Consider the following 23,245-nt stretch of genomic DNA (forward strand, 5'->3'; position numbering starts at 1 on the left):
ACCGTTTCCCAAAACCGGACCCACTTTTGGGCGATATGCATTGATGTTCTGGAAAAAGCGCGAGGGCGCGCGCGAAACTCCCGGCGGTTCCGGCGGCGCTCAGGCCGCCCGGAACACCGGGCCTGTAATTCGTATCGCGATTGCGAAAAGGCGCAAAAAGCTGCTCATGGCTGGGCTTTTAGCCGATGCCGCGGCAGGAATAAAGCGTCTCGTTCGATTCGCCTACATCGAAAAGTCGAAGCGATAGGTGGTCGACACGCCGACCATGAACTGGTTGCGGTCGCCACGTTCCCTGACCAGGCTGGAATCGGCTGCCGGACCCTCCAGGCGCGAATACTCGCCGAACAGGCTGGCGGTCATCGGATCGGTCACTTTCCAGGTCACCGCGCCGCCGAGGCCGACAGACTTCAGCCCGCCGCCGGGATTGTACCGGCTCAGGCCCGATGCCACGGCTTCCTGCGCATCGACGCCATAATAGGCGTCGAAATAATTGGCCGAGGCAAAAGACACGCGCGGTCCACCCGAAATCCTGACGGTCGGCGTCACGTCGTAGAAGGCGTCGGCGGCGATATCGGCGACAAAGCCGTTGTGAGCGCGGATGCCGTGGCGCAGCTCAGCGCGAGCGCGCAACCAGTCCGTCGGGTAGAATTCGAAGAAGCCGCCGACTTCGCCACCCCAGCGAACAGGATCGAGACCCTTCAGCTCGTCGGCATTGCTGTCGTCGCGCGAGAACAGGAACTTGCCGGTCAGACCGGCGCGAACACTGCCATCGTCGACAAGCGCCAACGAAATGTTGTCGTTGCGGGAGGTGAAGCGAGCCGCGGGGCCGGCCTTGCCCAGCGAAATGATCGGCGAGGCACTGAGCAGGTACTGCCTGCCGCCCTCGAAATTGGGCGCCACCATGCCGGTGGCGCCGACCGTCAGGTACCAGTCACCGGGTAGCCAGCCGAAAGCGCCCTCGCCGGCCTCGGCCGCGCCTGAGGTAGCCAGCATGACGGTTGCCAAGGCTGCAGAAATCTTCCCGACCGGACTCATGGCAACTCCACTAACACGATACAACTGTCCTTCGGCGACAGCATTGAAGAGGCTTTGGTAAAATTTGATTTAAGGACGAGACATCCGGCTCTTATTGCCTGCACCATCCAGCCCGCCATCGGCTGGACGCGGATCGGCGCCAGGGATAACTTCGTTGCATGCTGGCGGTCCTCAATGGAGGTGGCGACATGACCCTGCACGGCGATACACTGAAGAACGCGATCGGCCAGACGCGAGACAAGTGGGGATGGTTCGTCGGTCTGGGCGTGCTGCTGCTGATCCTCGGCGGCATCGCCTTCGGCAATCTGTTCATCGCCACGGTGGCTTCCGTCTATGTCGTCGGCTGGCTGATGCTGGTGGCCGGCATCATCGAGATCATGCATGCGTTCGGCGTCAAGACCTGGGGCCGCTTCTTCTACTGGCTGCTCAGCGGACTGCTTTACGCTGTCGCCGGATTTTTCGCCTTCGACAATCCATTGCTCGCCTCGGCAGTGCTGACCTTCCTGCTGGCCGTTGCGCTTGTCGCTTCCGGCGCGCTCAGGGCCTGGGTCGGCTATAGTCACCGCCCGGAACGCGGCTGGGGCTGGATCGTCGCGGCAGGCGTCATCAGCGTGCTCGCCGGCCTGATCATCGCCATGGGCTGGCCGGTCAACAGCCTGTGGGTGCTCGGACTATTCCTGGCGATCGACCTGATTTTCCAGGGCTGGACCTTCATCGCGGTCGGGCTTGCCTTGAAGAAGTAGATGATCAGGCGAGGTTGAGCAGCGTCACCGAGATCAGCGCGAATGCAATTCCAATATATTGCAGCGACGATACCTCTTCCTTGAAGACGACCGCACCGACCAGCACGGCGCCGGCGACCACGATGGTGTTGACCAGAGCCCCGGTCACGGCAAGATCCAGTCGTGTGTTGATGAAGGCAAAGGCCCAGTAGGAGAGCGGCGACAGCAGCATGACATAGGCCAGGCTGCGGCCGCTGCCGGTCTTGCCCCAATGCGCGCTCAGCCCATCGCAAAGTATGAACAAGCCTGCGCAGACGATCACCACGCCCCAGACGAACAGGTCGATTTTCATCAACGAGTGTTGGGCGCCCCGCCAACCGACTTCGATGAACTGTTTCACAGTCGTTGGCGTTTTCCCGTGATTTCAGCCAAGGACCGTCAGAAAGCGATCGCGCTGTCCAGCTCCGAAAGCGGTTCGACGCCGGCCAGCAGCGCCTTTGCCTCGGCTTCATCGCGCTTCATCTGCACGACCAGCGCATCGAGCCCGTCGAATTTTATCTCGCTGCGCAGGAAGCCGAAGAACGACACCTGGCAAATCTCGCCATAAAGGTCGCCTGAGAAATCGAAGACGAAGGTTTCCAGCAGCGGTGCGCCATTGTCGTCGACTGTCGGACGGCGGCCGAAACTGGCGACGCCGTCGTGCAGCGTGCCGTCGGCGCGCCGAAAGCGGACGGCATAGATCCCTTGCCTGAGGGCGGCTTCCGCGGGAAGCCGCATGTTCGCCGTCGGAAAACCGAGCGTTCGCCCGAGCTGCTGGCCACCGACGACCTCGCTTTCCACCGTGAAGCGGTAGCCGAGCAGGCCGGCGGCCTCGGCTACCTCGCCATCGCAGAGCAAAGCGCGGATGCGGCTCGACGAGACCACCTCGGCGCCCTCGTCCCGGAAGGCGTCGACAAGCGTGACGCCGAAGCCATGGCGCTCGCCGGCCGCCATGAGATAGGCCGGACCGCCCTGGCGGCCCTTGCCGAAATGGAAATCGAAACCGGTCACGGCATGCGTGATGCCGAGCGTCCTTTCCAGCACGTCGGTGACGAACGCTTCCGCCGACAGCGAGGCGAAGTCGCGCGTGAACGGCTGCTCGACCAACGCGGCAAAGCCCAGCAAGGACAGGAGCCGCGCCTTCATCGGCGGCGGCGTCAGCACGAACAACGGCATGTCGGGCCTGAAGATCGTTCGCGGATGCGGCTCGAAGGTCAGCACCAGGGCCGGCACGCCGCGCCGCACGGCTTCGGCCAACGCCCGTTCGAGCACCGCCTGATGGCCACGGTGGACGCCGTCGAAATTGCCGATCGCGACAACGCCCCCCCTCAGTTCGGCGGGCAGCGGCATGGTCGCCGAGAGGTGCTGAAAGGCTTCCATTGCCACCTACCGCAGTCTGGCTATGACGGCCACCGGGCGATAGCCGTGCCGTTCCAGGAAGAGGCCGAGCCTTGCCGGATCCGGCTGCAAGGCATCGCCATAGTCGCGGGCGTGAATGCCGCCGGAGACATAGAGAACGTCGAAACCATTGTCGGCCGCGCCCTTCACATCGGTCATCATGCCGTCGCCGATGGCCAATACCTGCGAACGCTCGAGCGGTCGGCCAAGAGCCTCGGCCGCTTCCTTCATCGCGACCACGTAGATCGGCGCGTAGGGTTTGCCGGCGATCAGTGTGCGGCCGCCGAGCTGCGCATACTCGCGCGCCAAGGCGCCGGCGCACCAGATGATCCGTTCGCCACGCTCCACCATGATATCGGGGTTGGCGCAGATGAACGGCAGGTTCCTGGCACGCAAACGGCGCAGCAGTTCGGCATAGTCCTCGGGCTTTTCGACCTCATCGTCGAACAGCCCGGTGCAAACGACGCCGGTGGCCTCGAATTCCTCGACGAGCTCGACATCGAGGCCGTCATAGAGGTTCAGATCGCGGTCGGCGCCAATGTGGAAGACTTTGCGTGGACCTTCCGCGATCAGGTCGCGGGTCACGTCGCCCGAGGTCACCACACGGTCATAGGCTGACGGCGGAACGCCGATCGCGCTCATTTGAGCCACGACATCGGCGCTGCGGCGAGGCGAATTGGTGATGAGGACAACGGGAATACCAGCCGCCCTTGCCGCCGCCAACGCGGCCGCAGCTGCCGGAAAATGCCATTCGCCATTGTGCACCACGCCCCAGACATCGCAAAGAATTGCCGAATAGGCTTTCGACACATCTTCGAGCGAGCCGACGATTTCAGGCGAATCCGCCATGTCGTTCCCTTCAATATGATCCGTTGCGAGCGCCGCGGCCGACGGTTCGCCGCGACCGGTCCGAATTATCCGAACCGGCCCATGCTGTCACCAGCTTTCGCCCGGGTGTCGCATGGAGATCGCGCAGAGGGCCGGCAGTCCGCCGATGGGTGCTCCATTCGGCGGCGGAAACCATCACCAGATGGTTTGGTTAACGAGCTTTGAAAGCGAGGCTCGACCTTGGATATATTCCGGCAACCTGAAATTTAACGATTTATGACACAGTCACCACCAATTTGATTTGGCGGGGGGTGGATAAAGGCATGATCCGGAAATTTGCAAACGATCGGCGCGGCAATTATGCGCTGATGACCGTCCTTGCCATGGTGCCGCTCATGGGTGCCCTGGCGATCGGCATCGACTATACGGAAATGGTGCGCGAGCGGCAAAACGCCCTGAACGCACTGGATGCCGCGGGCATCGCCACCGCCCAGCAGATCGTTGCCGGCGCCACCGACGCCGAAGCCATAGCCTATGCCAAGAATTTCTTCGAGGCCAATCTCGCGCATATCGATCCGGCCAACACCACGCTGGCCGTGACGCTGCCCAACAACAACACCGGCGGCGGAACACTGAAGCTATGCGGCACGCTGACCTACAAGCCCTACTTCCTGCCGACAGCGAAGATATTGGCGGGCGGCACCAGCGGCAACGCCACCACGATGGCCTTCAACACATGTTCGGAAGTGCGCCTGAAGAACACGCTGGAAGTGTCGCTGGTGCTCGACAATTCCGGCTCGATGAAGGAACTCGGCAAGGGTTCCAACAAGGTCCGGTTCGACCTGCTCAAGGACGCCGCCAAGCAGTTGGTCGACCAATTGGCCGGCCAGGCCCAGTTGATGAAGCAGGTCAGCAAGCCGGTTCAATTCAGCCTCGTCCCCTTCGCCGCCTCGGTGAATGTCGATCCGGGCAATGCCTCTGCGGCATGGATGGACACCACCGGCATCTCGCCGATCCATCATGAGAATTTCGACTGGACGAGCATGAGTTCGTCCTACTCGTCCACCAAATATGCCCAGAACATCGCCGGCGTCTGGTACGCCAAGGGCACTGGATGGGACGCTACCCAGAAAGACCTGCCGCTGACCCGCTTCTCCATCTACAACCAGATGAAGCGCGTCGTGACGGCGAGTTCCACGAGCACGACATGTACCTGGAGGGGCTGCACGACGACGACGACACCGGCAACATATGGCAGTGTCGCGTCTTGGGGAGGGTGTGTCGAATCCCGGCCCTATCCGTATAATATCAATGACACTCCCGCAGCGACCGGAACACCGGCAACGCTTTTCGTGCCGATGTTTGCGCCCGATGAAACCGACCTCACCGACAGCAATAGCCGCCCCGCCAACAACAATTGGCGTACCGACGTCACGTCGAACAGCAGCAGCGCCATACGCCAGCGCTTCATGCCGAAGTATTTCGCCGATCCGGGCTCCACCACGGTTACACCCAGCTACGGCATGGACGCCGGCCCGAACACGAGCTGCAGCACCACGCCGATCAAACCGTTGACCGATGTCTCCACGACAGCCGGCGCGAGCGCGGTCAAGACAGCCATCGATGCCATGGCCGCGGACGGCGCCACCAATGTGCCGGAAGGCATGGCCTGGGGCTGGAGGACGCTTTCCAGCACGGCTCCCTTCACCGAGGGCCGACCCGAGACCGAAAGAGGCAATGACAAGGTGCTGATCGTTCTGACCGACGGCGCCAACACCTACTACACGCCGGATTCAGTGATTGCGCAGACCTATTCCGGCACCAACTACAATTATGGCGCCAACGACCTCGCCGGCAACAAGGCGATCTATTCCGCGCTGGGATATGTGACGCCGTACAGCAATGGCTACAGCTATGGCCGCATGTTCCTGGGGACCAGCAGCAGCGTCATCAAGAGCGACTACTCCAACGCCAACTACACGAAGGCGATGAATGAGCATTTCACCACGCTCTGCAACAACGCAAAGGCCGCCAACGTCATGGTCATGACCATCGCGCTCGACCTGGATGCCACCAATACCGCGGAAAAAACGCAGATGGATGCGCTGAAGGCCTGCTCTTCGGATTCCCGCTTCAGCAAGGACCCGACGGACCCCAGCAAGCCGATGAAATTGTTCTGGAATTCGACCGGGGCAACGCTGTCCAACGATTTCAAGGCGATCGGCAACGAGCTGTCCAACCTGCGCATCGTCAGCTGATCGGCAGGTTCCCCTTATGAACGCCCTGCCCCGGCAGGGCGTTTTGCTTTTGGACGGGATCGAGGCCGCAGGCTCTGGATTGGTTAGCGGTTGGTGAAGTGCCAACCAAGCAATAGAGCGGTTTCCCAAACCCGTCCTTCAGCGTTTTGTGAAAAGCTGGCGCCAATCGAGAATCCGCCGGCGGGGGCCGCTGCAAGACATGCATGAAATCTGGCGTCAGTTCCGCCGCGACAGGCGCGGCAACTATGCTCTCATGACAGCCGTGGCGATGATACCGCTGATGGGCGGGCTGGCGCTCGCGATCGACTTCACGGAAATGAACCGCGAAAAGCAGATGGTGACGAACGCGCTCGACGCCGCCAATTTCGCCACGGCGCGCCGGCTGACGGAAGGCGCGACCGACGACCAGTTGAGAGCCTATGCGCTCGATTTCTTCAACGCCAACCTGAACGATCTCAATCCCGCCAACGCAACGCTCAATCTCACCTTGCCCAGCAACACCGCAGGCGGCGGCTTGCTTAAGATGACCGCCCGGCTGAACTACAAGCCCTATTTCTATCCTGCCTTCGCCCAGCTCGTCGGCAAATCCGCAACCGATGCGAACCAGAGCATCAGCTTCGACGTCACCTCCCAGGTGCGGCTGAAGAACACTCTGGAAGTTGCCCTGGTGCTCGACAATTCCGGATCGATGACCACGCTCGGCACCGGCTCGGGCCAAAAACGCATCGACCTTCTCAAGACCGCGTCCAAGCAGCTGGTCGACACGCTTGCCCAGCAGGCGGTCATGATCAAGCAGGTCGACAGACCGGTGCAATTCGGCCTCGTGCCGTTCGCTGCCTCGGTGAATGTGGGGTCTGGCAACGGCAACGCATCGTGGATGGACACCGAGGGCCTGTCCCCGGTGTCGAACGAGAATTTCGACTGGTCGACGCTGAACGCCGCCGACAAATACGCCCAGAAGACCAACGGCATCTGGTACAAGCGCGGCACCGGCTGGGGCAGCGAGGAAGGCCAGATGCTGACCCGGTTTTCGCTCTACCGCGACATGCAGGTGGTCACCAACCACGAGCGTGTCGTCAACAGCAAGCGCGTGGTGTGCGACGAATATTATTCGAACAACACCTGCAAACGCAGCCACAACGAGTACGACTACGTCGATACCTATGGCCCGTTCGCCAGTTGGCAGGGCTGCGTCGAAGCCCGGCCCTACCCCTATAATGTCAACGACGCCCCGCCGTCCGGCGGCTCGGCCAACACTGGCATCGGCGTCGGCGATCCGGCAACGATGTTCGTGCCGATGTTCGCCCCGGACGAACCCGGCAATCACTGGAAGCTCACCCAGGATCCCGACGAGGCCGCCCCGGTGACCTATGGCGCGGTGAACAGCTGGTGGAATGACGATCCTTCAAGCACCAGCGGCCAATCACGGCTGCGCAACATGGCGAAGTATTTCCAGCCGCGGCCGATCAATGCGCCGGCGTTGCCCACCGGCAACGGCCCGAACTACAGCTGCACCACCAATGCGATCACGCCTTTGACCGATGTCAGCGTCACCGATGGAGCCACCGCGATCAAGGCCGCGATCGACCTGATGCAGCCGAATGGCGGCACCAATGTTCCCGAAGGCATGGCGTGGGGCTGGCGGGTGGTTTCGAGCGGCGAGCCGTTCACGCAAGGGCGCCTGGAGACGGAAAAGGGCAACGACAAGGTGGTGATCGTTTTGACCGACGGCGCCAACACCTACTATACGCCGTCCTCGCTGAGTTATTCAGATCCCGCCGACTCGAAATCGACTTATGCGTCCTACGGCTATCTCAACCCCGGTTACAACGGCACCTCGGTCGGGCGGATGTTCATGGGCACATCGACCGCCATCGGTCAGTTCGACTATTCGAACGGCAACTACACGAACGCCCTCAACGAGCAGATGGCGACGCTTTGCAACAACGCCAAGGCGGCCAACATCATGGTGATGACGGTGGCGCTCGACCTGTCGACGACCAAGGCCAGCGACAAGCTGGCGATCGATGCGCTGAAATCCTGCTCGTCGGAGTCGCGCTTCCGAAAGGATCCGACCGATCCGAGCAAGCCGGCGAAGCTGTTCTGGAATGCGACCGGGGCCAGCCTGTCGAACGATTTCAAGGAAATCGGCAACGAACTGTCGAACCTGCGGGTGGTCGGTTAAAGCTTCCCCTGGCGCAACGCGTGGCGCCGCCAAGCCCTTGCGGGCGCCCGCCGCGACGGGCACATATTGCGCGCTCGCGAGATCGCCCGCATCCATCGCGACACGCTGCGACGAGCCTTGGGGACGAACAATGCCCGACACCGCCAATCATATCGCCTTCGCGCTGGTCTGCCTCGGCATGGTGCTGACGCCGGGCCCGAACATGATCTACCTGATCTCGCGCTCGCTGTCGCAAGGGCCGAAGGCCGGGCTGATCTCGCTTGGCGGGGTTGCGGTCGGCTTCCTGTTCTATGTGGTGTCGGCTGCGTTCGGCATCACCGCGCTACTGCTCGCCGTGCCCTTCGCCTATGATGCGCTGCGCTTTGCCGGCGTGCTCTACCTCTTGTGGCTGGCCTGGCAGGCGGTGAAGCCTGGCGGACACTCGCCGTTCCAGGTGCGCGATTTGCCGAAAGACAGGCCGCGCAAGCTGTTCGCCATGGGACTGATGACCAATCTCCTCAATCCCAAGGTGGCCGTGCTCTATCTGTCGCTGCTGCCGCAATTCATCAGTCCCGGCAAGGGCCATGTGCTGTCGCAACTTCTGGTGCTCGGCGCGACGCAGATATCGATCAGCCTGAGCGTCAATGCCATCATCGCCGTGACGGCCGGCTCGATTGCAGCCTTCCTTGCCGGCCGGCCATTGTGGCTGGTCATCCAGCGTTGGATGATGGGAACGGTGCTGACGGCGCTGGCCCTGAAGATGGCGACCGACGCGCAGCGCTAGCCGCCGAACGCTTCTTTCAGAAAGACGCGTACGTCGGTTATCGATTGCTCGGCGGCAGCCGCATTGTACTCCACCCGGTGACCATAGTCCTCGCCGCCAGTCTTCGATCCGGGCGAGGCAAATGCGTGACGGGCGCCCTTGAAGACGTCGAGCTGCACCGCGCTTCCCTTGCCATTGCGACGGGCCATCATCCCCAGGCGTTTTTTGGCGGGTGTCCAGTCGTCGAGCTCGCCGATCAGGATCAAGGTCGGGACCGCCATGTCGCCATTCGTTGCCGAACAATTCGGATAGTAGGCAATCGCCGCCTTGAACTTGCGCTCCATAAGATGCTCGGCGCCACCGGATTGCACGGCCTCGAGCGTTGTGGTTCCGCCAGCGGAGGACCCCGCCAACGCTATGCGCCGCGGATCGACAAAACTGTATTTCGACAGGAACTCCAAGGCGCCGTAGGCGTCATAGACGCGATCGGCAAGCGGCTTGCCTTCACACGTCTCGCGAATGCCGCGGGTGCTGAAGCTGTCGACAAAGAGGGAGACGTACCCCCAGGAAGACAGCCGCTCTGACCAGGTTTTCTTTACATCCGGGGATAGACCCGTACACCCGTGAAGAACCACGACAGCCGGGAACGGCCCCTCGCCCGGCGGCCGCGTCAGAGAGCCATTCAATGGCGTGCCTGGAACAGCTTTGAGCGCTTGCCCGTTTTGTTGCGCATTGCGCATCTGAAGTGGCGTCGGCGCGACCGCCGCGCTTTGAAATCGAACCGCTTCCTCGGCGTTCGCGGGCGCGCAAGCGAGATAGCCGGCCATGCCAAGGCAGACCGGCCGGAAAAGCTTCCCAAGCGGTCCCGGCCGTTGCATGCGATGGCGCCGGCTTGCCTACATCGGCCGCCTTATCTGCTGCGTCCGCTCCGGCTCTATCACCTTGCGGTAGAGGTGCCAGGTGGCATGGCCAAGGATCGGCATGACCACGGCCAGGCCGGCAAAGAGCGGGATCGAGCCGATCACGAGGAGCACGGCGACCATCAGGCCCCACAGCGCCATTTGCAGCGGATTTGCCATGACCGCGCGGGCCGAGGTCTCGATTGCCGAAACGGCGCCGACATCGCGGTCGAGCAACAGCGGGAAGGCGATCACCGTGGTGGCCAGCACGACCACTGCGAAGACGAAGCCCGCGGCATTGCCGGCGAGGATCAACATCCAACCCTTGCTGGTCGTCAGCACGTCGCGCAGGAAGGCGCCGACGGAGGCCGGCGGCTGGTCGCCGAACTGGCTGGTGTAGATCGACTGCGCCGTGAACAGCCACAGCAGGAACAGCGCGAACAGCATGATGCCGATGACCGCAATCGATGGCAGTGCCGAGGAGTGGCGGACATCGAGGGCATGCCGCCAGTTGGTGTTCATGCCGAGTTCGCGCCGGCGGCTGATCTCGTAAAGGCCGATGGCGGCGAACGGGCCGACCAATGCAAAGCCCGACATCAAGGGATAGACGAGCTGGATGGCATTGGAGCCCGACGACCACTGGGTGAGGATCAGGCCGACGATCGGGTAGATCAGGCACAGGAACACATAGTGGGACGGTTTTGCCCAGAAATCCTCAGCGCCGAGCCGCAACGCGTCCCAGAGATCCGAGGTGGTGATGTGGCGCACCGCGGGCTGCACATGCATTCCACGCGCGTCCGCCATGACATGAAAGTTGGCCATAACCTTCCCTCCGTTAATCGGGGGCGGTCACCGCCGTGAGGCCGCCCGCAGCTGCCACTAGTAGATGTGGCAGCATAGCCGATTTGCCAGGTCTTGTCGCCAAATCGATGGTCTTGGATACAGCATCACAAGATTGTGCTCTCCATCACCCAGGCTAGTCCACTTGACGACCATCCTATCAGAAGGTAGGTAAGGCCATGAGCAACCTGTCTACGACCTCCGACGACATCCTGGCTTGCGCGCGTTCCCTGATCGTCGCTGGCGGCTACAACGGTTTCAGTTATGCCGACATCGCCGATGTCGTCGGGATTCGCAAGGCGAGCATCCATCACCATTTCCCAAGCAAGGTCGACTTGGTCCGCACGCTGGTTGCGCGGTATCGGGAAGAAGCCGAAGCGGGGATGGCTAATCTCGAACTGCAGGTATCCGACCCGCTCGAACAGCTTCGACTCTACGTTGGGTACTGGGAAGCCTGTATCGCGGACGCCAGCGCTCCATTCTGCGTCTGCGCGCTGCTGGCAGGCCAACTCCCGGTCCTGCCCGGGGAAGTTGGCCTGGAGGTCCGCGCCCATTTCCGCTCCCTGTCGGCGTGGCTGGCATCGGTGCTGGAGCGCGGGGCGCGGCACGGCCAGCTGCACCTGATGACCACCCCTCGCGCAGAGGCCGAAGCATTCATGGCGACGGTTCACGGTGCGATGCTTTCGGCGCGGGCCTATGGCGATCCGAAGGTATTCGGCGCCGTGACGGGCCCGCTCCTGGAGCGTATCGCTTCCTTACGGTCCTAGGTCTCAAACGATCACAACGCAAATTGCTCCGCGACGCTCGCCGCAAAACCCTACCTACTAGTTGAAAGGACAATCCGATGACGGTTCACAGTGGCGATCTTTCCCGGGCCAGCGAGGAACAATGGCTCAAACTCTACTACTTCGCCCGGACGGTATTTTCGGCTGCGTGGGTGGCGGCTGCCTTCACGGCGGGACAGCATTCCTGGGCGATCGCGGCGGTTTTACTCGTGGCTTATCCCGCATGGGATGCGCTGGCCAATTTTGTCGACGCATCGCGCAGTGGAGGATTGGGACGCAATCGCACGCAGGCCATCAACGTCCTGGCCAGCCTGGCGACAGCGCTCGCGGTGGTTCTCGCGCTGACGATGAGCATGAATTGGGTGCTCGGCGTGTTCGGCGTATGGGCGATCCTGTCCGGCCTGCTTCAGCTCGGCACCGCCGTCCGTCGTTGGAAGCGTTTTGGCGCGCAGTGGGCGATGATACTGAGCGGAGGGCAATCAGCGCTGGCGGGCACCTTTTTCATCATCCAGGCGCGGATGCCGATGCCGCCCTCCATCACCAACGTGGCCGGCTATGCCGCGGTAGGCGCCTTCTACTTCCTGGTTTCGGCGGCGTGGCTGAGCGTGAGCCAATCGCGGCGGAAGGCTGCATAAGCTGCCGTCCCAGGCCGCCTCGTTGTCCTTAAGGACTGGCAGGAAACCGATTGGCGCAAAGGGCGGCGGCACGAAATTTTCGCCGCTTGCCCGTCAAAAGCCACGATTTCGACTATTCAGGCAGGAATGACCACTGCTGCTCGTTCCCATTCCGCCGTCGAAACGCGCCGAAGCAGGCGTGCCCTTCTGATCGGTCTCGCGGCCCTGGCCGGCCTTGCCGCCTGCGGCACCGTTTCGCTGCCGACCGGGCAAGGCGCCGGAGTCTCGTCCTCCGCGACCGGCACGCTGACAAGCCTGCGCGCCACCGCTGGGCTCGGGCCGCTCGTGCCCGACACCCAGCTCGAGCAGGCGGCGCTGCAGCAGGCAGGCTATATGGCGTCGCGTGAGCGCATGAGCCACACCACGGGCTGGGGCAAGGATTTTGCCTCGCGCATGAAGGACAACGGAGTACGGGGGGCCGCGGCCGAGAACATCGCCGAAGGCCGCTTCGACCAGCAAAAACTGTTCGACATCTGGATGCATTCGCAGGGCCACCGGCGCAACATACTCGATCCGGATTTCAGCCGCTTCGGGCTCGCCTATGTCCGCGACGGGCGTGACCCTAACCTGCGCTATTGGGCGCTGGTTCTGGGCAGGTAGAGCTTCCCGGCTATCCTACTTTCCTTACGTCGTGTTAGCGCGCTCCATGCCGGAACGACATCACTGGCTTCCAGGAGGGCGCGGTAGAGGCTGTCAACTTCCTCATCGATCTCTATCCCGCTTAATCCCGACTGCGTTACGTTCCAGCAATCGCTTCCTCATCTTGCACACCCATAACGCCTGCCGTGTGGCAGCTTGCCACCGCCACACGGACGGCTCGGCGACAAAGTCGCCACCGTGGCGAATGCGTCGTCGCAGATCTTAAGCTGGGATCAAGAGTGCAATTCGATGGATGCCAACCACGTTGCTGATGTTGGTGGCTTTATCCGACTTTCCCTTGCCGCAGCTGTAGAGGCCGCCGTCTTTGACGGTATAGGCCGGAATACCTTTCTTCTCGATTTTGAACTCACCGGCAATGATGTGGCAGATCATGTCCATGTCCATCATAGGCTGGTCGTCCGGATCGGAAGCTCCGGGTTGATAGATCACATCGATTATCTTGATGCTCTTGTAAGCACTGATCTGTGACTCCTGCTCCCCGACTTCCACCATCCGTCGTCCGTGTCCCATGTCCATACCATCAGTGACGCTATAGCTGGGAGCTGCCGCCTCCGCCGGCGCTGCTAATGAAAATACGGGGGTCGCGGCGGTCGCAGCGAGACCAAATTTAAGGGCTGATCTGCGATTAAGGTGTTCCATGTACGGTCCTCCCTTTGAGCAGTCGTGCGATAATTCGCGCGGGAGACTCGGCGCTCAAGTTCGAAAACTGTCAACTGTTGTCTCCGAAGCTGAGCAACAGTCAGCTCAGGCTGACTGGATTGCCGGCTCGGCGGCGAGCCAAATCGATCGTTAACAACATATGGAACATGGGATCTACCGCATCGCTGCGAAGAAGGGCCTCAAGCCCGTGGCCCTTTGTACCGAGAGCCCTCTATCCACAGTGCGAGCGCGATTGTTGCCGAACGGCCCTTAACTTCAAAATTGCGGCCTCGATAGCTTCCTGCCGCAGTCCATACCGTTTTTGAGCGTTGTTTGATTGAGATGCCGCGACTGTTCGCCCACTCGAAAATCTTTGCGCGTATTTGTTGCATAAATCCCTCAGCCCCAAGTTGCTCCCCAACAAAGCATTAGTACACCCTAATTCAGGCGAGAGAAATATGGGTCTCGCGATCCGAGGTTCGATAGCCTTTGTCGCAACGGTCGACAGATTGCAGTTGCGGACGGCGGTGAAACGGCCGTCGTCAAGCATCAGGAATACCGAAACGCAAATCCCGCCGCCCCATTCACGGCAGCGGCGGGCGTCCCTGGGATTCTGGGACTACACGGGCCGTTGGGACCCATGCTGGAGTGGGAGAAGCAAATGTCGTGCCGAGATTGCCTATGGTGAGACAGTGAAAGCCCGCGTCCGATACTTCAAGGTCGCTCTAGCGCACCAGACGGGGGCGCAGGAAGCGCATTGTTCCGGGCCAGAAGATCAAGCACTCTGATGACATCCTTGGCGGCTTCCGATTTGCAGGAATAGTACCGCCACCGGCCTTCGGCCCGACTTTCAACTATCCCCATTTCAACAAGCATGCCCAGGTGCTGCGAGAGGGAGTGCTGGGTCCCGCCCACGCGCGCGAGCAGGTCCGTCACCGTTCTCTCGCCGTCCATCAGATGAATGCAGGTCAAGAGGCGCTTCTCGTGCGCCAAGGCGGCCAGAAACTTCGCCACCACAACCGCCTGTTTCTGGAAGCTAAGGGGCTTGGCCGGCCGACGCCGCAGAGCAGGGTCGGCTTGGATTTCCGCAAGTCGCTGTCTGACGTATGAAACCATGCTCGTGCCGCCGATCAACAGTGACCCCGAATCGCTGAGATGCCTCTAATAAAGCAAATGATCAGAAAGCTCGCCAGCCGTGAAACCAGCGAGCTCCTGTCAGGGCAGGCTTGGAGTTGGGGGCATATCTGCCCTAACAGGAGCAAATTGCTGCTGAAGCTTTGGGCAGTCAATTCGTCCGAATGGGTACGGTCGGCTTCGGCCACAGCGTGGCCCACACCACTCGGGGCGATGCGGGCCCGGCCGAGGCTTGGCGACCTTGACCGACAGCGTGAGGGACGCTGCCGTAGATGAAACTTGCCGACAAATGACGTTCCACTACCGCGTGACAGCGCTACTTCTTATCGAATGAATCGAGTGAACCGCGCCCCAAGTATCCGGCAGCTTCGATCCATAGCGCAAGCGCGGCCTTTGGGGAGCGCCCCTTCACCTCGTACTCGTGACCTCGATTGACTCCGACTGCGACGCATACGGTCTTTGAACGTTGCGTGATGACAATACCGCCTGCATTGTCGCAATCCATGATCTCGTTACTTTTCCCCTGTGTCATCGCGACCCCTCAGGTTTCGACATCAAAGGCCCGCTAGTCCATGTGAGCGGCAGGCGCGCCGCCGGCGGCCGGACTGGCCTTCGGCTTGCGCAGCAGGACGACGAACGGGATGGCCAGCAGCGTCATCATCATCAGTATCTTGAAGTCGTTGACGTAGGAGATCATCATGGCCTGGAGGTTGACCATGCGATCGACCTCCGACAGCGCCATCGGATCGCCGCCCGCAGCCGCCGGCGAGACCGCCCAGAGATTGGGATTGAACGGGTTGATGAACGCCGAAAGCTCGGTGTGATTGACCTGCGTGTTGCGCACCATCAAGACCGTCACCACCGACACGCCGATGGACGAACCGAGGTTGCGCACCAGGCTGAACAAAGCGGTGGCATCGGTGCGGAAGCGCACGTCAAGTGTGGCGAAGGCCACCGTCGACAGCGGCACGAACACCATTCCCATGCCCAGGCCCTGGATGACGCCGGAGCTGAGGATCAGCCAGTTGTCCATCTGGGGCGTGAAGGAGGACATGGTGTAGAGCGACTGCGCGGTCAAGAGAAAGCCGATGACGACCAGGATCCTGGCGTCGATCCTGTTCATGAGCCGCCCGACGACGAGCATCGAAATCATCGTGCCGACGCCGCGCGGCCCCAGGACGATGCCGATGGTGACGGTCGGATAGCCGAAGATGGTCGACAGCATTGGCGGCAGCAACGACATCGAGGCGAGAATCAGCACGCCCATCACGAAGATGAAGGCGAGCCCGGTCACGAAATTGCGGTCGAGGAAGATCTTGGGATCGATGAAAGGACGTTCCGCCGTCACCGTGTGAATGATGAACACCCAGAAGCCGGTGATCGAAAGAGCAAGCTCGATCCAGATTTCGACCGAAGAAAACCAGTCGACCTCGCCGCCGCGATCGAGCAGCAGCTGCAGCGCACCGACGCCCAGCGATAGCATGGCAAAGCCGAAGAAATCGAAGCTGCGCACCCGCCGGGCAACTGCCGGCAGATAGGCGGCCATGCCCAGGAAGGCGATGATACCGACCGGCAAATTGATAAAGAACACCCAGCGCCAGTTGAAATTCTCGGTCAGCCAGCCACCCAGCGTCGGGCCCAGGATCGGCCCCAGCATGATGCCGGCGCCCCAGATGGCCATTGCCTGGCCGTGGCGTTCCCTGGGATTGATGTCGAGCAGGAAGGTCTGCGACAGCGGCACGATGGCGGCGCCGAACACGCCCTGCATCAGACGGAAGAACACTATGCTCTCCAGGCTCCAGGCGATACCGCACAGCATCGAAAACACGGTGAAGCCGACAACCGCCCCCAGGAACAGTTCCTTGCGGCCGAAGCGGTCGGCGAGCCAGCCGGTCACCGGCGTCATGATGGCGGCGGCCACGATGTAGGAGGTCAGCACCCAGTTGATGTTGTCGGGCGAGGCGCCGAGATCGCCGGTCATGGTCGGCAGCGCGACGTTGGCGATCGTGGTGTCGAGCGCCTGCATGATCGTCGCCAGCATCAGCGCGACCGTGATCAGGCCGCGATGCGGCACTTCCTTGAAAGGTTCGGGCGTGCTCATGGCGTTGAACTTCCAGCCGGTAACAAAAACGTGTACAACGGGTTTCCGGGCGGCAATGCCTTCCGTTGAGAGACCCTCATCGCGGTGGGACGCGATTTGTCGATGTGGGGGTTACATCGACCGAAGTCTCTGATGAGCGGATGTCTGCCGCCCGGAAACATGAGGACCGACGGGTCCGTGTCGAAGGTTTCAAATTCGGGCAAGCCGCGACGCGGTTCGGCCAAACGCTGATCCTTCCCACCACTCCCATCAGACCAATCCTGCTGTTCGCTTCCACCCGCCTGGTCCCCGCGGGCTTCGCTGTCTCTACTGCGCGGTCTCGCCGGCCGTGGCGTGACCGAAGATCGATGGCCAGCCACGCGCCACGCCGGTGTCGACGGTGACGGCGGCGCTCATGCCGGTGCGCAGCGCCATCTTGGCGTCGGGATCCGTCAGCTCCAGGCGCACCGGAATGCGCTGCGTGACCTTGACCCAGTTGCCGGTGGCGTTCTGCGCCGGAAGCAGCGAAAACTCTGCCCCGGTGCCGGCGCCGATCGCCTTGACCGTCGCCTCGAAGGTGCGGCCGGGATAGGTGTCGACCACGATCTCGGCCTTCTGGCCGGGCTTCATGTGGGTCAGCTGCGTTTCCTTGAAATTGGCGTCGATCCAGGTGTCGCCGGTCTCGACCAGCGCAAACAACGGCGTGCCGGAACCGACATACTGGCCGACCTTGAACGAGGAGGCCTGGCTGATGACGCCATCGGCGGGCGCCCTGACCGTGGTTTGCGCCAGGTCGTAGGCAGCCTTGTCGCGCGCGGCGAGCGCCGCCATCACGGTCGGGTGCTTGTCCGTCTCGATGTCGGGATTGCCGGCAAGCGCCGCCTTGGCGCTGATGATGCCCTGCTCGGCAACCGCCAGCTGCTGCCTGGCCTTGTCGAGATCGTTCTTGGCCTGGTCGAGCGACGACTTGGCATTGATGCCCTTCTGGGCAAGGTCTGCGGCGCGGTCGTATTGCGACTGGGCGAAGGCGACCTCGCTGGCATCCGACTTTTGCTGCGCCGTCGCCTGGCTGTAGGCCGCGCGCAACTGCTCGATACCGACGCGGGCGACCGCGACCGCCGCGTCGGCCTGGGCCAATGCGATGCGGTAGGGCTCGGGGTCGATGGCAAACAGCACATCGCCCTGCTTGACCAGCTGGTTGTCGGATATGGCGACCTTAACGATGCGGCCAGCCGTATCCGAGGCGATCGACACCTTGGCCTGCTGCAGGTTGGCGTTCTCCGTCTCCTGGTAGCGACCGCCGGTGACCCAGACATAGCCGCCGCCGATGGCCAGCGCCGCCGGCAAGGCAAACATCAAGAGCGAGCGGCCGATGCCGCGCTTCTTCTTTGGCGCCGGGGCCGGCTCCGGCACCACCGGGGCCGCCGCGACGGGCGTGGCGGCCGGCTTGGCCGGCGCTTCCATCTCCACCTTGGGAGTGCTCTCGTTCTCGTCTATCTTCGCTACGGCATTCATGCTGCTGCGCCTTCTGTATTCTTGACCTTTTCGTCGGACGGCGAATCGCCGTCGCCGAGATTCTGTGCCATTGCGTCGAGCGCCCTGATCAGGACGCGACGATCCTCCGGCGAAACGCCGACGAGCGATTCTTCATAGACTTCGCCAGCCAGGCTCTTGACCTCCGCATAAGCGGCACTCGCCTTGGCGGTCGGGAAAATCATGCGCACGCGGCGATCGGCGGCGTCGGCGCGGCGTTCGATCCAGCCGCCCTCCTCCATCCTGTCGACAAGGCGCGAAACGCTGATCGGCTCGATCTCGAGCAGTTCGGCGAGCCGCGCCTGCGTGATGCCCGCTTCCTTGGCGACGCGCACCATCAGCCGCCATTGCGCCGAGGACAGGCCAAGGCCGCTGGCGCGCGTTTCGAAACGCTTGCGCATCAAGCGCTGCACGTCGTGGATCAAAAATCCCAATCTGTCCAAGCCATCTGAAACCATGAGCGGTATATATAATAAGCGTGCTTACTATTCAAGCGCCACATTGCGGCTGAAAGCCGGCAAATGTGCATGGCAGTCGTGCGACGCGATCATGGTTAGCACCAGGTGAACGAGGCGCCTCCGGAAACAGCCGAACTGGGCCCAGAACCTGCTGCTTTCACAGGCGGTTTCGGACGACGACGAAGAAGGCGCCGAGCGAACTGGTGATGATTGCGATGGGCAGTTCTTGCGGCGGCAGCAAAGTCCGGGCCAGGAGTTCGCCTGCCAGCAGCGGCGCGGGACCGGTGCAATCGCCATCCTGACGGGCACGGCTGCCCAGCAAGCGCCGTCGTACTCCGTCGAAAGGACATGCCAGGCTGGCCGATTGCGGTATCCGGGCGTCGTCACTCCCCTTGAGAAAGGCAGTATAATTCAGGCGTTCCCGACGCTGGATTGGCCGGTTTCGGCGAACAGGAGGGTAAGATGCTACGTGCAATATTCAGGGTTCTGGCTATCGTCGTCCTCTGCTCCACCGCCGTCGGAATCACGGCAAGTCTGACCATGGCTGACACGCGCGACGCGGGCCACAAGCCGGGTGATAGGGGCCACTAGGCCCACTGCCCAATGCCGACGTGCGATCGGGCAATTCGCCGCGGCCCAAGTTGATGGCCCGTTGCTCCCGCAGCGGGCCTATCTTTCGCCTAGGGCGGCAGGACCAGCGCCGCGAGCACCAGGTGAACGACGCGACCCCGGAAACAGCCGAACTGAGCAGGACACGCTGCCTTCACACGCGGTTCCGGACGACCATGGTGACGACGAAGAAGGCGCCAAGCGAGCTGGTGATGATGCCGATGGGCAGTTCCTGCGGCGGCAGCAATGTCCGGGCCAGGAGATCGCTTGCCAGCAAGAGCACCGCCCCGAATAGCGCGCAGCTCGCGATCAGGCGCAGATGCAAGGGACCGGCCAGCGGGCGCGACAGATGCGGGATCATCAACCCGACAAAGCCGATGACGCCGGCGACGGAGACCAGGATTGCCGTCGAGAAGGCGGCGACGAGAAATGTCGCCCGGCGCATCCGCGCCACCGGCACGCCAAGGCTCTCGGCGGCACTTTCACCGGCCAGGAAAGCGTCCAACCGGCGATGGTTCCAGAGCCCGTAAACCGCAATCGTGCCGGCGCCCACCGCAGCCAGCCAGACATTGTCCCAGCGCGCCGGCCCAAGCCCGCCCATCGTCCAGAACAGCACCGAATGGGCCGCGCGCTGGTCTCCGGCAAAGACCAAATAGTTGGTCAATGCCGTGAACATGAAGGAGACGGCAAGGCCGGCGAGGATCAGCCGTTCCGGGCCTTGCCCCCGCACCCGCGTGACCAGCAGCAGGACGATGCAGGCCGCCAGTATGCCGCCGGTGAAAGCCGCGACCGGCAAGGTCCAGGTGCCGAAACTGTCGCCAAAGACGGTGATGACGGAAACCGCGCCTGCCGCGGCTCCCGACGACAGGCCGAACAGGAAAGGATCGGCTAGATCGTTGCGAGTCACCGTCTGCAAAAGCGCACCGACGATGCCCAGGCCCCCGCCGACACAGATCGCCAGGATCGTACGCGGCAACCTGAGATCGACGACGATCGTGCCGATCGGGCCCGATACCGAATGTTCCTCCAGCCCGATGGCATGGCCAAGTGCGGCAATGACATCCCTCATCGGTATCAGCGTCGACCCATAGGCGATCGACAGCAGCACCAGGGCCGCCATCGCCACCGCGCCCGCCGCCATGGCCAGCGTGAATGCCTTGTGCCCCGAAAGCGCGCCGGATTTATGCGTAAGCGCAAGATGCATCAGAATGCTTCCGGATGCATCGCCCTGGCGATCTTGCCGATCGCCTCGATGTTTGCCGGTCCGGGCGTCAGTTCGGCATAGCGCAGCGCCACGAAGCGCTCGTTCTTGACCGCGTCGGTCTCCTTCATCGCCGGGTGGACTTTAAGGAAATCGAGCAGCTTCCTGTAGCCGCCGCCATCCTGGTAGTCGAGCAGGATGAGGAATTGCGGGTTGCGCGACGCCACCGTTTCCCAGTCCGTGTTGCCCCAGCTGGTGTCCATGTCGGCCATGATGTTGTCGCCGCCGGCCGCCGTGATCATGGCGCTGGGGATGGCGAATTTCCCGGCGGTGAACGGCTTGTCCTCGCCGGAATCGTAGAGGAACACCCGCGTTCCCTTGGCGCTGCCGACTTTCGCGGTGATATCGGCTAGTTGTGCCTTCCAGCCGGAGACGAGCTTTTCCGCGTCGGCTTCCTTGCCGAAGATCTTGCCCAGCTTTTCGACGTCGCCATAGAGCAGGTCCATCGAGGCGGCGGACCTGCTCTTGTCGAGATGGACGCAGCTTTCGGTCAGCACAAGCGTCTTGATGCCGTGCGGAGCCAGCGTGTCGGGCGTCACCTCGCCACCCGGCTTCATGCCGTAGTACCAGCCGGCAAAAAAGAAATCGGGCTCGGCGGCGACCAGGTTTTCGAGCGTCGGGTATTTTGGCGCCAGTTCCGGGATGGAGCCCTGCTCGGCCTTGAATTCGGGACCGACCTTGTACCATCCGGTGATGCCGGTCAGCCCGACGATCGACGGCTGCAGCTTCAGCGCGAAGGCCATCTCGGCCATGTTGAGATCCTGGATGACGGCGCGCTTGGGCGGCGCGTCGAAGGTCAGCGGCTTGCCGCAGCTGTCGACCGTGACGGGAAAGGCGAAGGCCGTCGAGGCCAGCAGCGAGAAGAAGAGCGACATAGCAAGACGTTTCACGGATTTTGCTCCTTGGCTGAACAGTGTCGGATGAGGAATGGTCTTCGATCAGGAAGACGGCGCGGCGCGGTTCGGAACGTCGAACACCGTCAGTTCGCGGTCTTCGGTCGGATGGCGCAGGCGAAACACGTCGACGCCGAAGATCTCGCGGATCAGCTGCTGGGTCAGTGCTTCACGCGGTGCCGCCAGCGCATGCAGCCGGGCTTCGTTCATCACCGCGACCCTGGTGGCGAAGGGCGCCACCAACGCCAGATCGTGCAGCACCGCGATCACCGTCATGCCGAAGCCGGCCACGAGTTCGAGCAGTTCGCCACGGGCGCGTGGATCGAGATGGTTGGTCGGCTCGTCGAGGAACAAGACCTTCGGTTGCTGGGCGATGGCGCGGGCAAGCTGAGAGCGTTGGCGCTCGCCGCCCGACAGCGAGCCGATGGTGCGGCCAAGCAGCGGCAACAGGCCGGTCCGGCGCAGCGCGTCAACGACGATGTCGCGTTCCTCGCTCCTGCGCCTCAAGCCGGCATGCGGGACGCGGCCAAGCTCGACATAGTCGATTACCGCGAGCCGCGGATCCGGCTGGTCGGTCTGGCCGACGACGGCGATGTGCAGCGCGCGCTCGGCGGCCGAAATCCTGTCCAGGCGCCGGCCGCCAAGCTTAACCTCCCCGGAACTGGGCCTGAGCATGCCCGACAGCATGCGCAGCAGCGTGGTCTTGCCGGCGCCGTTGGGGCCGATGATGGCGAGCCGATCGCCCGATGCCACCGACAGGCTGACCGACAGGACCAGGTCCCGGCCGTTCGCCGTCGCGCCCAGATCGCGCGCTTCGAGAAGCGGCGTCATCGGTTTCCCTCCGCAGGCGTGCCCGGGATGCGGGCCACGGTCTTGCCGGCCAGTCGCGGCGGACGTTGCCCGGAATTGCACCAGCCGTCGGCGAGCGAGGCATAGAGGCTGGCGAACCGCGCGAGATCGCCGGCATCGGCTTGCGCATCGATCGACCCGAACAGATAGGCGGCCTTGCCCGGCGCCTGGAAGGCCACCGTCAGCGGCCGCGCGCAGCCCGCCATGCACTCGACGCCCTCGACCGTGAAGCCTTGCGCCACCGCAGGGGCCGAGAGCCGGGAGCGCAGGATGTACAGGCTTTCGCCCGACCTGATCCCACTCGGGACGCCGCGGCAAAGCGTGCACACGATGATGCGGTGAATGAGATGAATGGGATCGATGGCGCCGTCCAACTTTCCGTCTTTCTCGATAGGCGACGGAAGGATGTTGGCGAGCCGGCCGACAAGACCGACGTCCACGTCTCCTCCCGGCACACCCCGTCCGGTCAACTCCGTGATGGCAGGTCTCCTGGCTCGCGGGTCTCGGCTCGATCCTGCCTTCCCAGCCTTGCCGGCCAGTGGCATTTCGGATCGTGCTCACCGCTTACAGTTGCGGGGGCAGCCACGGTCTCGACCCCTTTCCGGGGATCTCACCGTGTTCCCTTTTCACCCCTTGCCTTTCGGCGCGGGGACCATCACGCACCCACCGTAGATTTCCATCGATCGCACCGCAACGGGTTTTTGCGATGCTGTTTATTAATGTA

The 23,245-nt window shown here is 62.6% G+C and carries 23 protein-coding genes, 1 pseudogene and 1 riboswitch; of the genes and pseudogenes, 8 read left to right on the forward strand and 16 right to left on the reverse strand.

Annotated features, from left to right (window positions below):
- Window positions 1-43 precede the first annotated feature (43 nt).
- A complete protein-coding gene (locus tag MESOP_RS35260) occupies window positions 44-247 on the forward strand; it encodes a hypothetical protein (RefSeq protein ID WP_150111230.1) in 204 nt (67 codons plus the stop codon).
- On the opposite strand, the gene MESOP_RS25050 is transcribed toward MESOP_RS35260, so the two are convergent.
- A complete protein-coding gene (locus MESOP_RS25050) occupies window positions 223-993 on the reverse strand; it encodes a MipA/OmpV family protein (RefSeq protein ID WP_245264963.1) in 771 nt (256 codons plus the stop codon). The two genes, MESOP_RS35260 and MESOP_RS25050, sit on opposite strands and share 25 nt — an antisense overlap.
- 230 nt (window positions 994-1,223) lie before the next feature.
- On the opposite strand from MESOP_RS25050, the gene MESOP_RS25055 reads away from it, so the two are divergent.
- Complete coding sequence (locus tag MESOP_RS25055) at window positions 1,224-1,778, forward strand: HdeD family acid-resistance protein (protein WP_013896128.1); 555 nt, start codon at window positions 1,224-1,226, stop codon at window positions 1,776-1,778.
- Between the two features lie 4 nt (window positions 1,779-1,782).
- On the opposite strand, the gene MESOP_RS25060 is transcribed toward MESOP_RS25055, so the two are convergent.
- From MESOP_RS25060 to MESOP_RS25070, 3 genes are all read right to left on the reverse strand, one after another.
- Complete coding sequence (locus tag MESOP_RS25060) at window positions 1,783-2,109, reverse strand: hypothetical protein (protein ID WP_049802475.1); 327 nt, start codon at window positions 2,107-2,109, stop codon at window positions 1,783-1,785.
- 86 nt (window positions 2,110-2,195) lie between these two features.
- Window positions 2,196-3,176 carry a bifunctional riboflavin kinase/FAD synthetase gene (locus tag MESOP_RS25065; RefSeq protein ID WP_013896130.1) on the reverse strand — a complete coding sequence of 327 codons (981 nt, stop codon included), beginning with the start codon at window positions 3,174-3,176 and terminating at the stop codon, window positions 2,196-2,198.
- Window positions 3,177-3,182: 6 nt separating this feature from the next.
- A complete protein-coding gene (locus MESOP_RS25070) occupies window positions 3,183-4,043 on the reverse strand; it encodes a TIGR01459 family HAD-type hydrolase (protein WP_013896131.1) in 861 nt (286 codons plus the stop codon).
- Between the two features lie 302 nt (window positions 4,044-4,345).
- On the opposite strand from MESOP_RS25070, the gene MESOP_RS25075 reads away from it, so the two are divergent.
- From MESOP_RS25075 to MESOP_RS25085, 3 genes are all read left to right on the forward strand, one after another.
- The gene (locus MESOP_RS25075; RefSeq protein ID WP_013896132.1) at window positions 4,346-6,280 is read left to right on the forward strand and encodes a TadE/TadG family type IV pilus assembly protein; all 1,935 of its coding nucleotides are present in this window, start codon (window positions 4,346-4,348) and stop codon (window positions 6,278-6,280) included.
- A gap of 199 nt (window positions 6,281-6,479) precedes the next feature.
- A complete protein-coding gene (locus MESOP_RS25080; RefSeq protein WP_013896133.1) occupies window positions 6,480-8,465 on the forward strand; it encodes a TadE/TadG family type IV pilus assembly protein in 1,986 nt (661 codons plus the stop codon).
- A gap of 130 nt (window positions 8,466-8,595) precedes the next feature.
- Window positions 8,596-9,228, forward strand: a complete 633-nt coding sequence (locus MESOP_RS25085; protein WP_013896134.1) for a LysE family translocator — start codon at window positions 8,596-8,598, stop codon at window positions 9,226-9,228.
- Here the strand turns inward: MESOP_RS25085 and MESOP_RS25090 are convergent.
- Both MESOP_RS25090 and MESOP_RS25095 read right to left on the reverse strand, forming a co-directional pair.
- Entirely contained in the window at window positions 9,225-10,034 is an 810-nt protein-coding gene (locus MESOP_RS25090) for a dienelactone hydrolase family protein (RefSeq protein ID WP_150111231.1), read from the reverse strand. The two genes, MESOP_RS25085 and MESOP_RS25090, sit on opposite strands and share 4 nt — an antisense overlap.
- A gap of 69 nt (window positions 10,035-10,103) precedes the next feature.
- A complete protein-coding gene (locus MESOP_RS25095; protein ID WP_013896136.1) occupies window positions 10,104-10,928 on the reverse strand; it encodes a DUF2189 domain-containing protein in 825 nt (274 codons plus the stop codon).
- Window positions 10,929-11,125: 197 nt separating this feature from the next.
- On the opposite strand from MESOP_RS25095, the gene MESOP_RS25100 reads away from it, so the two are divergent.
- The 3 genes from MESOP_RS25100 to MESOP_RS25110 all read left to right on the forward strand — a co-directional run bounded on the left by MESOP_RS25100 (window position 11,126) and on the right by MESOP_RS25110 (window position 13,005).
- A complete protein-coding gene (locus tag MESOP_RS25100; RefSeq protein ID WP_013896137.1) occupies window positions 11,126-11,713 on the forward strand; it encodes a TetR/AcrR family transcriptional regulator in 588 nt (195 codons plus the stop codon).
- Window positions 11,714-11,790: 77 nt separating this feature from the next.
- Window positions 11,791-12,366, forward strand: coding sequence for a DUF308 domain-containing protein (locus MESOP_RS25105; RefSeq protein WP_013896138.1), 576 nt, complete (start codon window positions 11,791-11,793; stop codon window positions 12,364-12,366).
- Between the two features lie 126 nt (window positions 12,367-12,492).
- Complete coding sequence (locus tag MESOP_RS25110; RefSeq protein ID WP_013896139.1) at window positions 12,493-13,005, forward strand: CAP domain-containing protein; 513 nt, start codon at window positions 12,493-12,495, stop codon at window positions 13,003-13,005.
- Window positions 13,006-13,266: 261 nt separating this feature from the next.
- Here MESOP_RS25110 and MESOP_RS25115 read toward each other — a convergent pair whose 3' ends face one another.
- The 10 genes and pseudogenes from MESOP_RS25115 to MESOP_RS25160 form a co-directional block, all read right to left on the reverse strand.
- Window positions 13,267-13,704, reverse strand: a complete 438-nt coding sequence (locus MESOP_RS25115) for a hypothetical protein (protein WP_013896140.1) — start codon at window positions 13,702-13,704, stop codon at window positions 13,267-13,269.
- Window positions 13,705-14,418: 714 nt separating this feature from the next.
- Complete coding sequence (locus MESOP_RS25120) at window positions 14,419-14,838, reverse strand: ArsR/SmtB family transcription factor (RefSeq protein WP_245264965.1); 420 nt, start codon at window positions 14,836-14,838, stop codon at window positions 14,419-14,421.
- 565 nt (window positions 14,839-15,403) lie between these two features.
- Window positions 15,404-16,939, reverse strand: coding sequence for a DHA2 family efflux MFS transporter permease subunit (locus MESOP_RS25130; protein ID WP_013896143.1), 1,536 nt, complete (start codon window positions 16,937-16,939; stop codon window positions 15,404-15,406).
- A gap of 306 nt (window positions 16,940-17,245) precedes the next feature.
- Window positions 17,246-18,433, reverse strand: coding sequence for an HlyD family secretion protein (locus MESOP_RS25135; RefSeq protein WP_013896144.1), 1,188 nt, complete (start codon window positions 18,431-18,433; stop codon window positions 17,246-17,248).
- On the reverse strand, window positions 18,430-18,909 hold the full coding sequence (locus tag MESOP_RS25140) for a MarR family winged helix-turn-helix transcriptional regulator (protein ID WP_013896145.1): 480 nt from the start codon (window positions 18,907-18,909) through the stop codon (window positions 18,430-18,432). The genes MESOP_RS25135 and MESOP_RS25140 overlap by 4 nt, the downstream gene beginning before the upstream one ends.
- Before the next feature lie 157 nt (window positions 18,910-19,066).
- Window positions 19,067-19,192 (reverse strand): annotated as a pseudogene (locus MESOP_RS35265) (iron ABC transporter permease); the annotation flags it as partial.
- A 480-nt stretch (window positions 19,193-19,672) separates the two neighbouring features.
- Window positions 19,673-20,722 (reverse strand): FecCD family ABC transporter permease, encoded by a 1,050-nt coding sequence (locus MESOP_RS25145; RefSeq protein WP_013896146.1) that lies wholly within the window; start codon window positions 20,720-20,722, stop codon window positions 19,673-19,675.
- A complete protein-coding gene (locus tag MESOP_RS25150; protein WP_013896147.1) occupies window positions 20,722-21,669 on the reverse strand; it encodes an ABC transporter substrate-binding protein in 948 nt (315 codons plus the stop codon). Before MESOP_RS25150 ends, MESOP_RS25145 begins: the two co-directional genes overlap by 1 nt.
- Window positions 21,670-21,717: 48 nt before the next feature.
- Entirely contained in the window at window positions 21,718-22,503 is a 786-nt protein-coding gene (locus tag MESOP_RS25155; protein ID WP_013896148.1) for an ABC transporter ATP-binding protein, read from the reverse strand.
- Entirely contained in the window at window positions 22,500-22,961 is a 462-nt protein-coding gene (locus tag MESOP_RS25160) for a DUF1636 family protein (RefSeq protein WP_013896149.1), read from the reverse strand. The genes MESOP_RS25155 and MESOP_RS25160 overlap by 4 nt, the downstream gene beginning before the upstream one ends.
- Before the next feature lie 22 nt (window positions 22,962-22,983).
- Window positions 22,984-23,193: riboswitch (cobalamin riboswitch) on the reverse strand.
- Window positions 23,194-23,245 lie beyond the last annotated feature (52 nt).

The organism is Mesorhizobium opportunistum WSM2075, from assembly GCF_000176035.2.
Taxonomy (GTDB): Bacteria; Pseudomonadota; Alphaproteobacteria; order Rhizobiales; family Rhizobiaceae; genus Mesorhizobium; species Mesorhizobium opportunistum.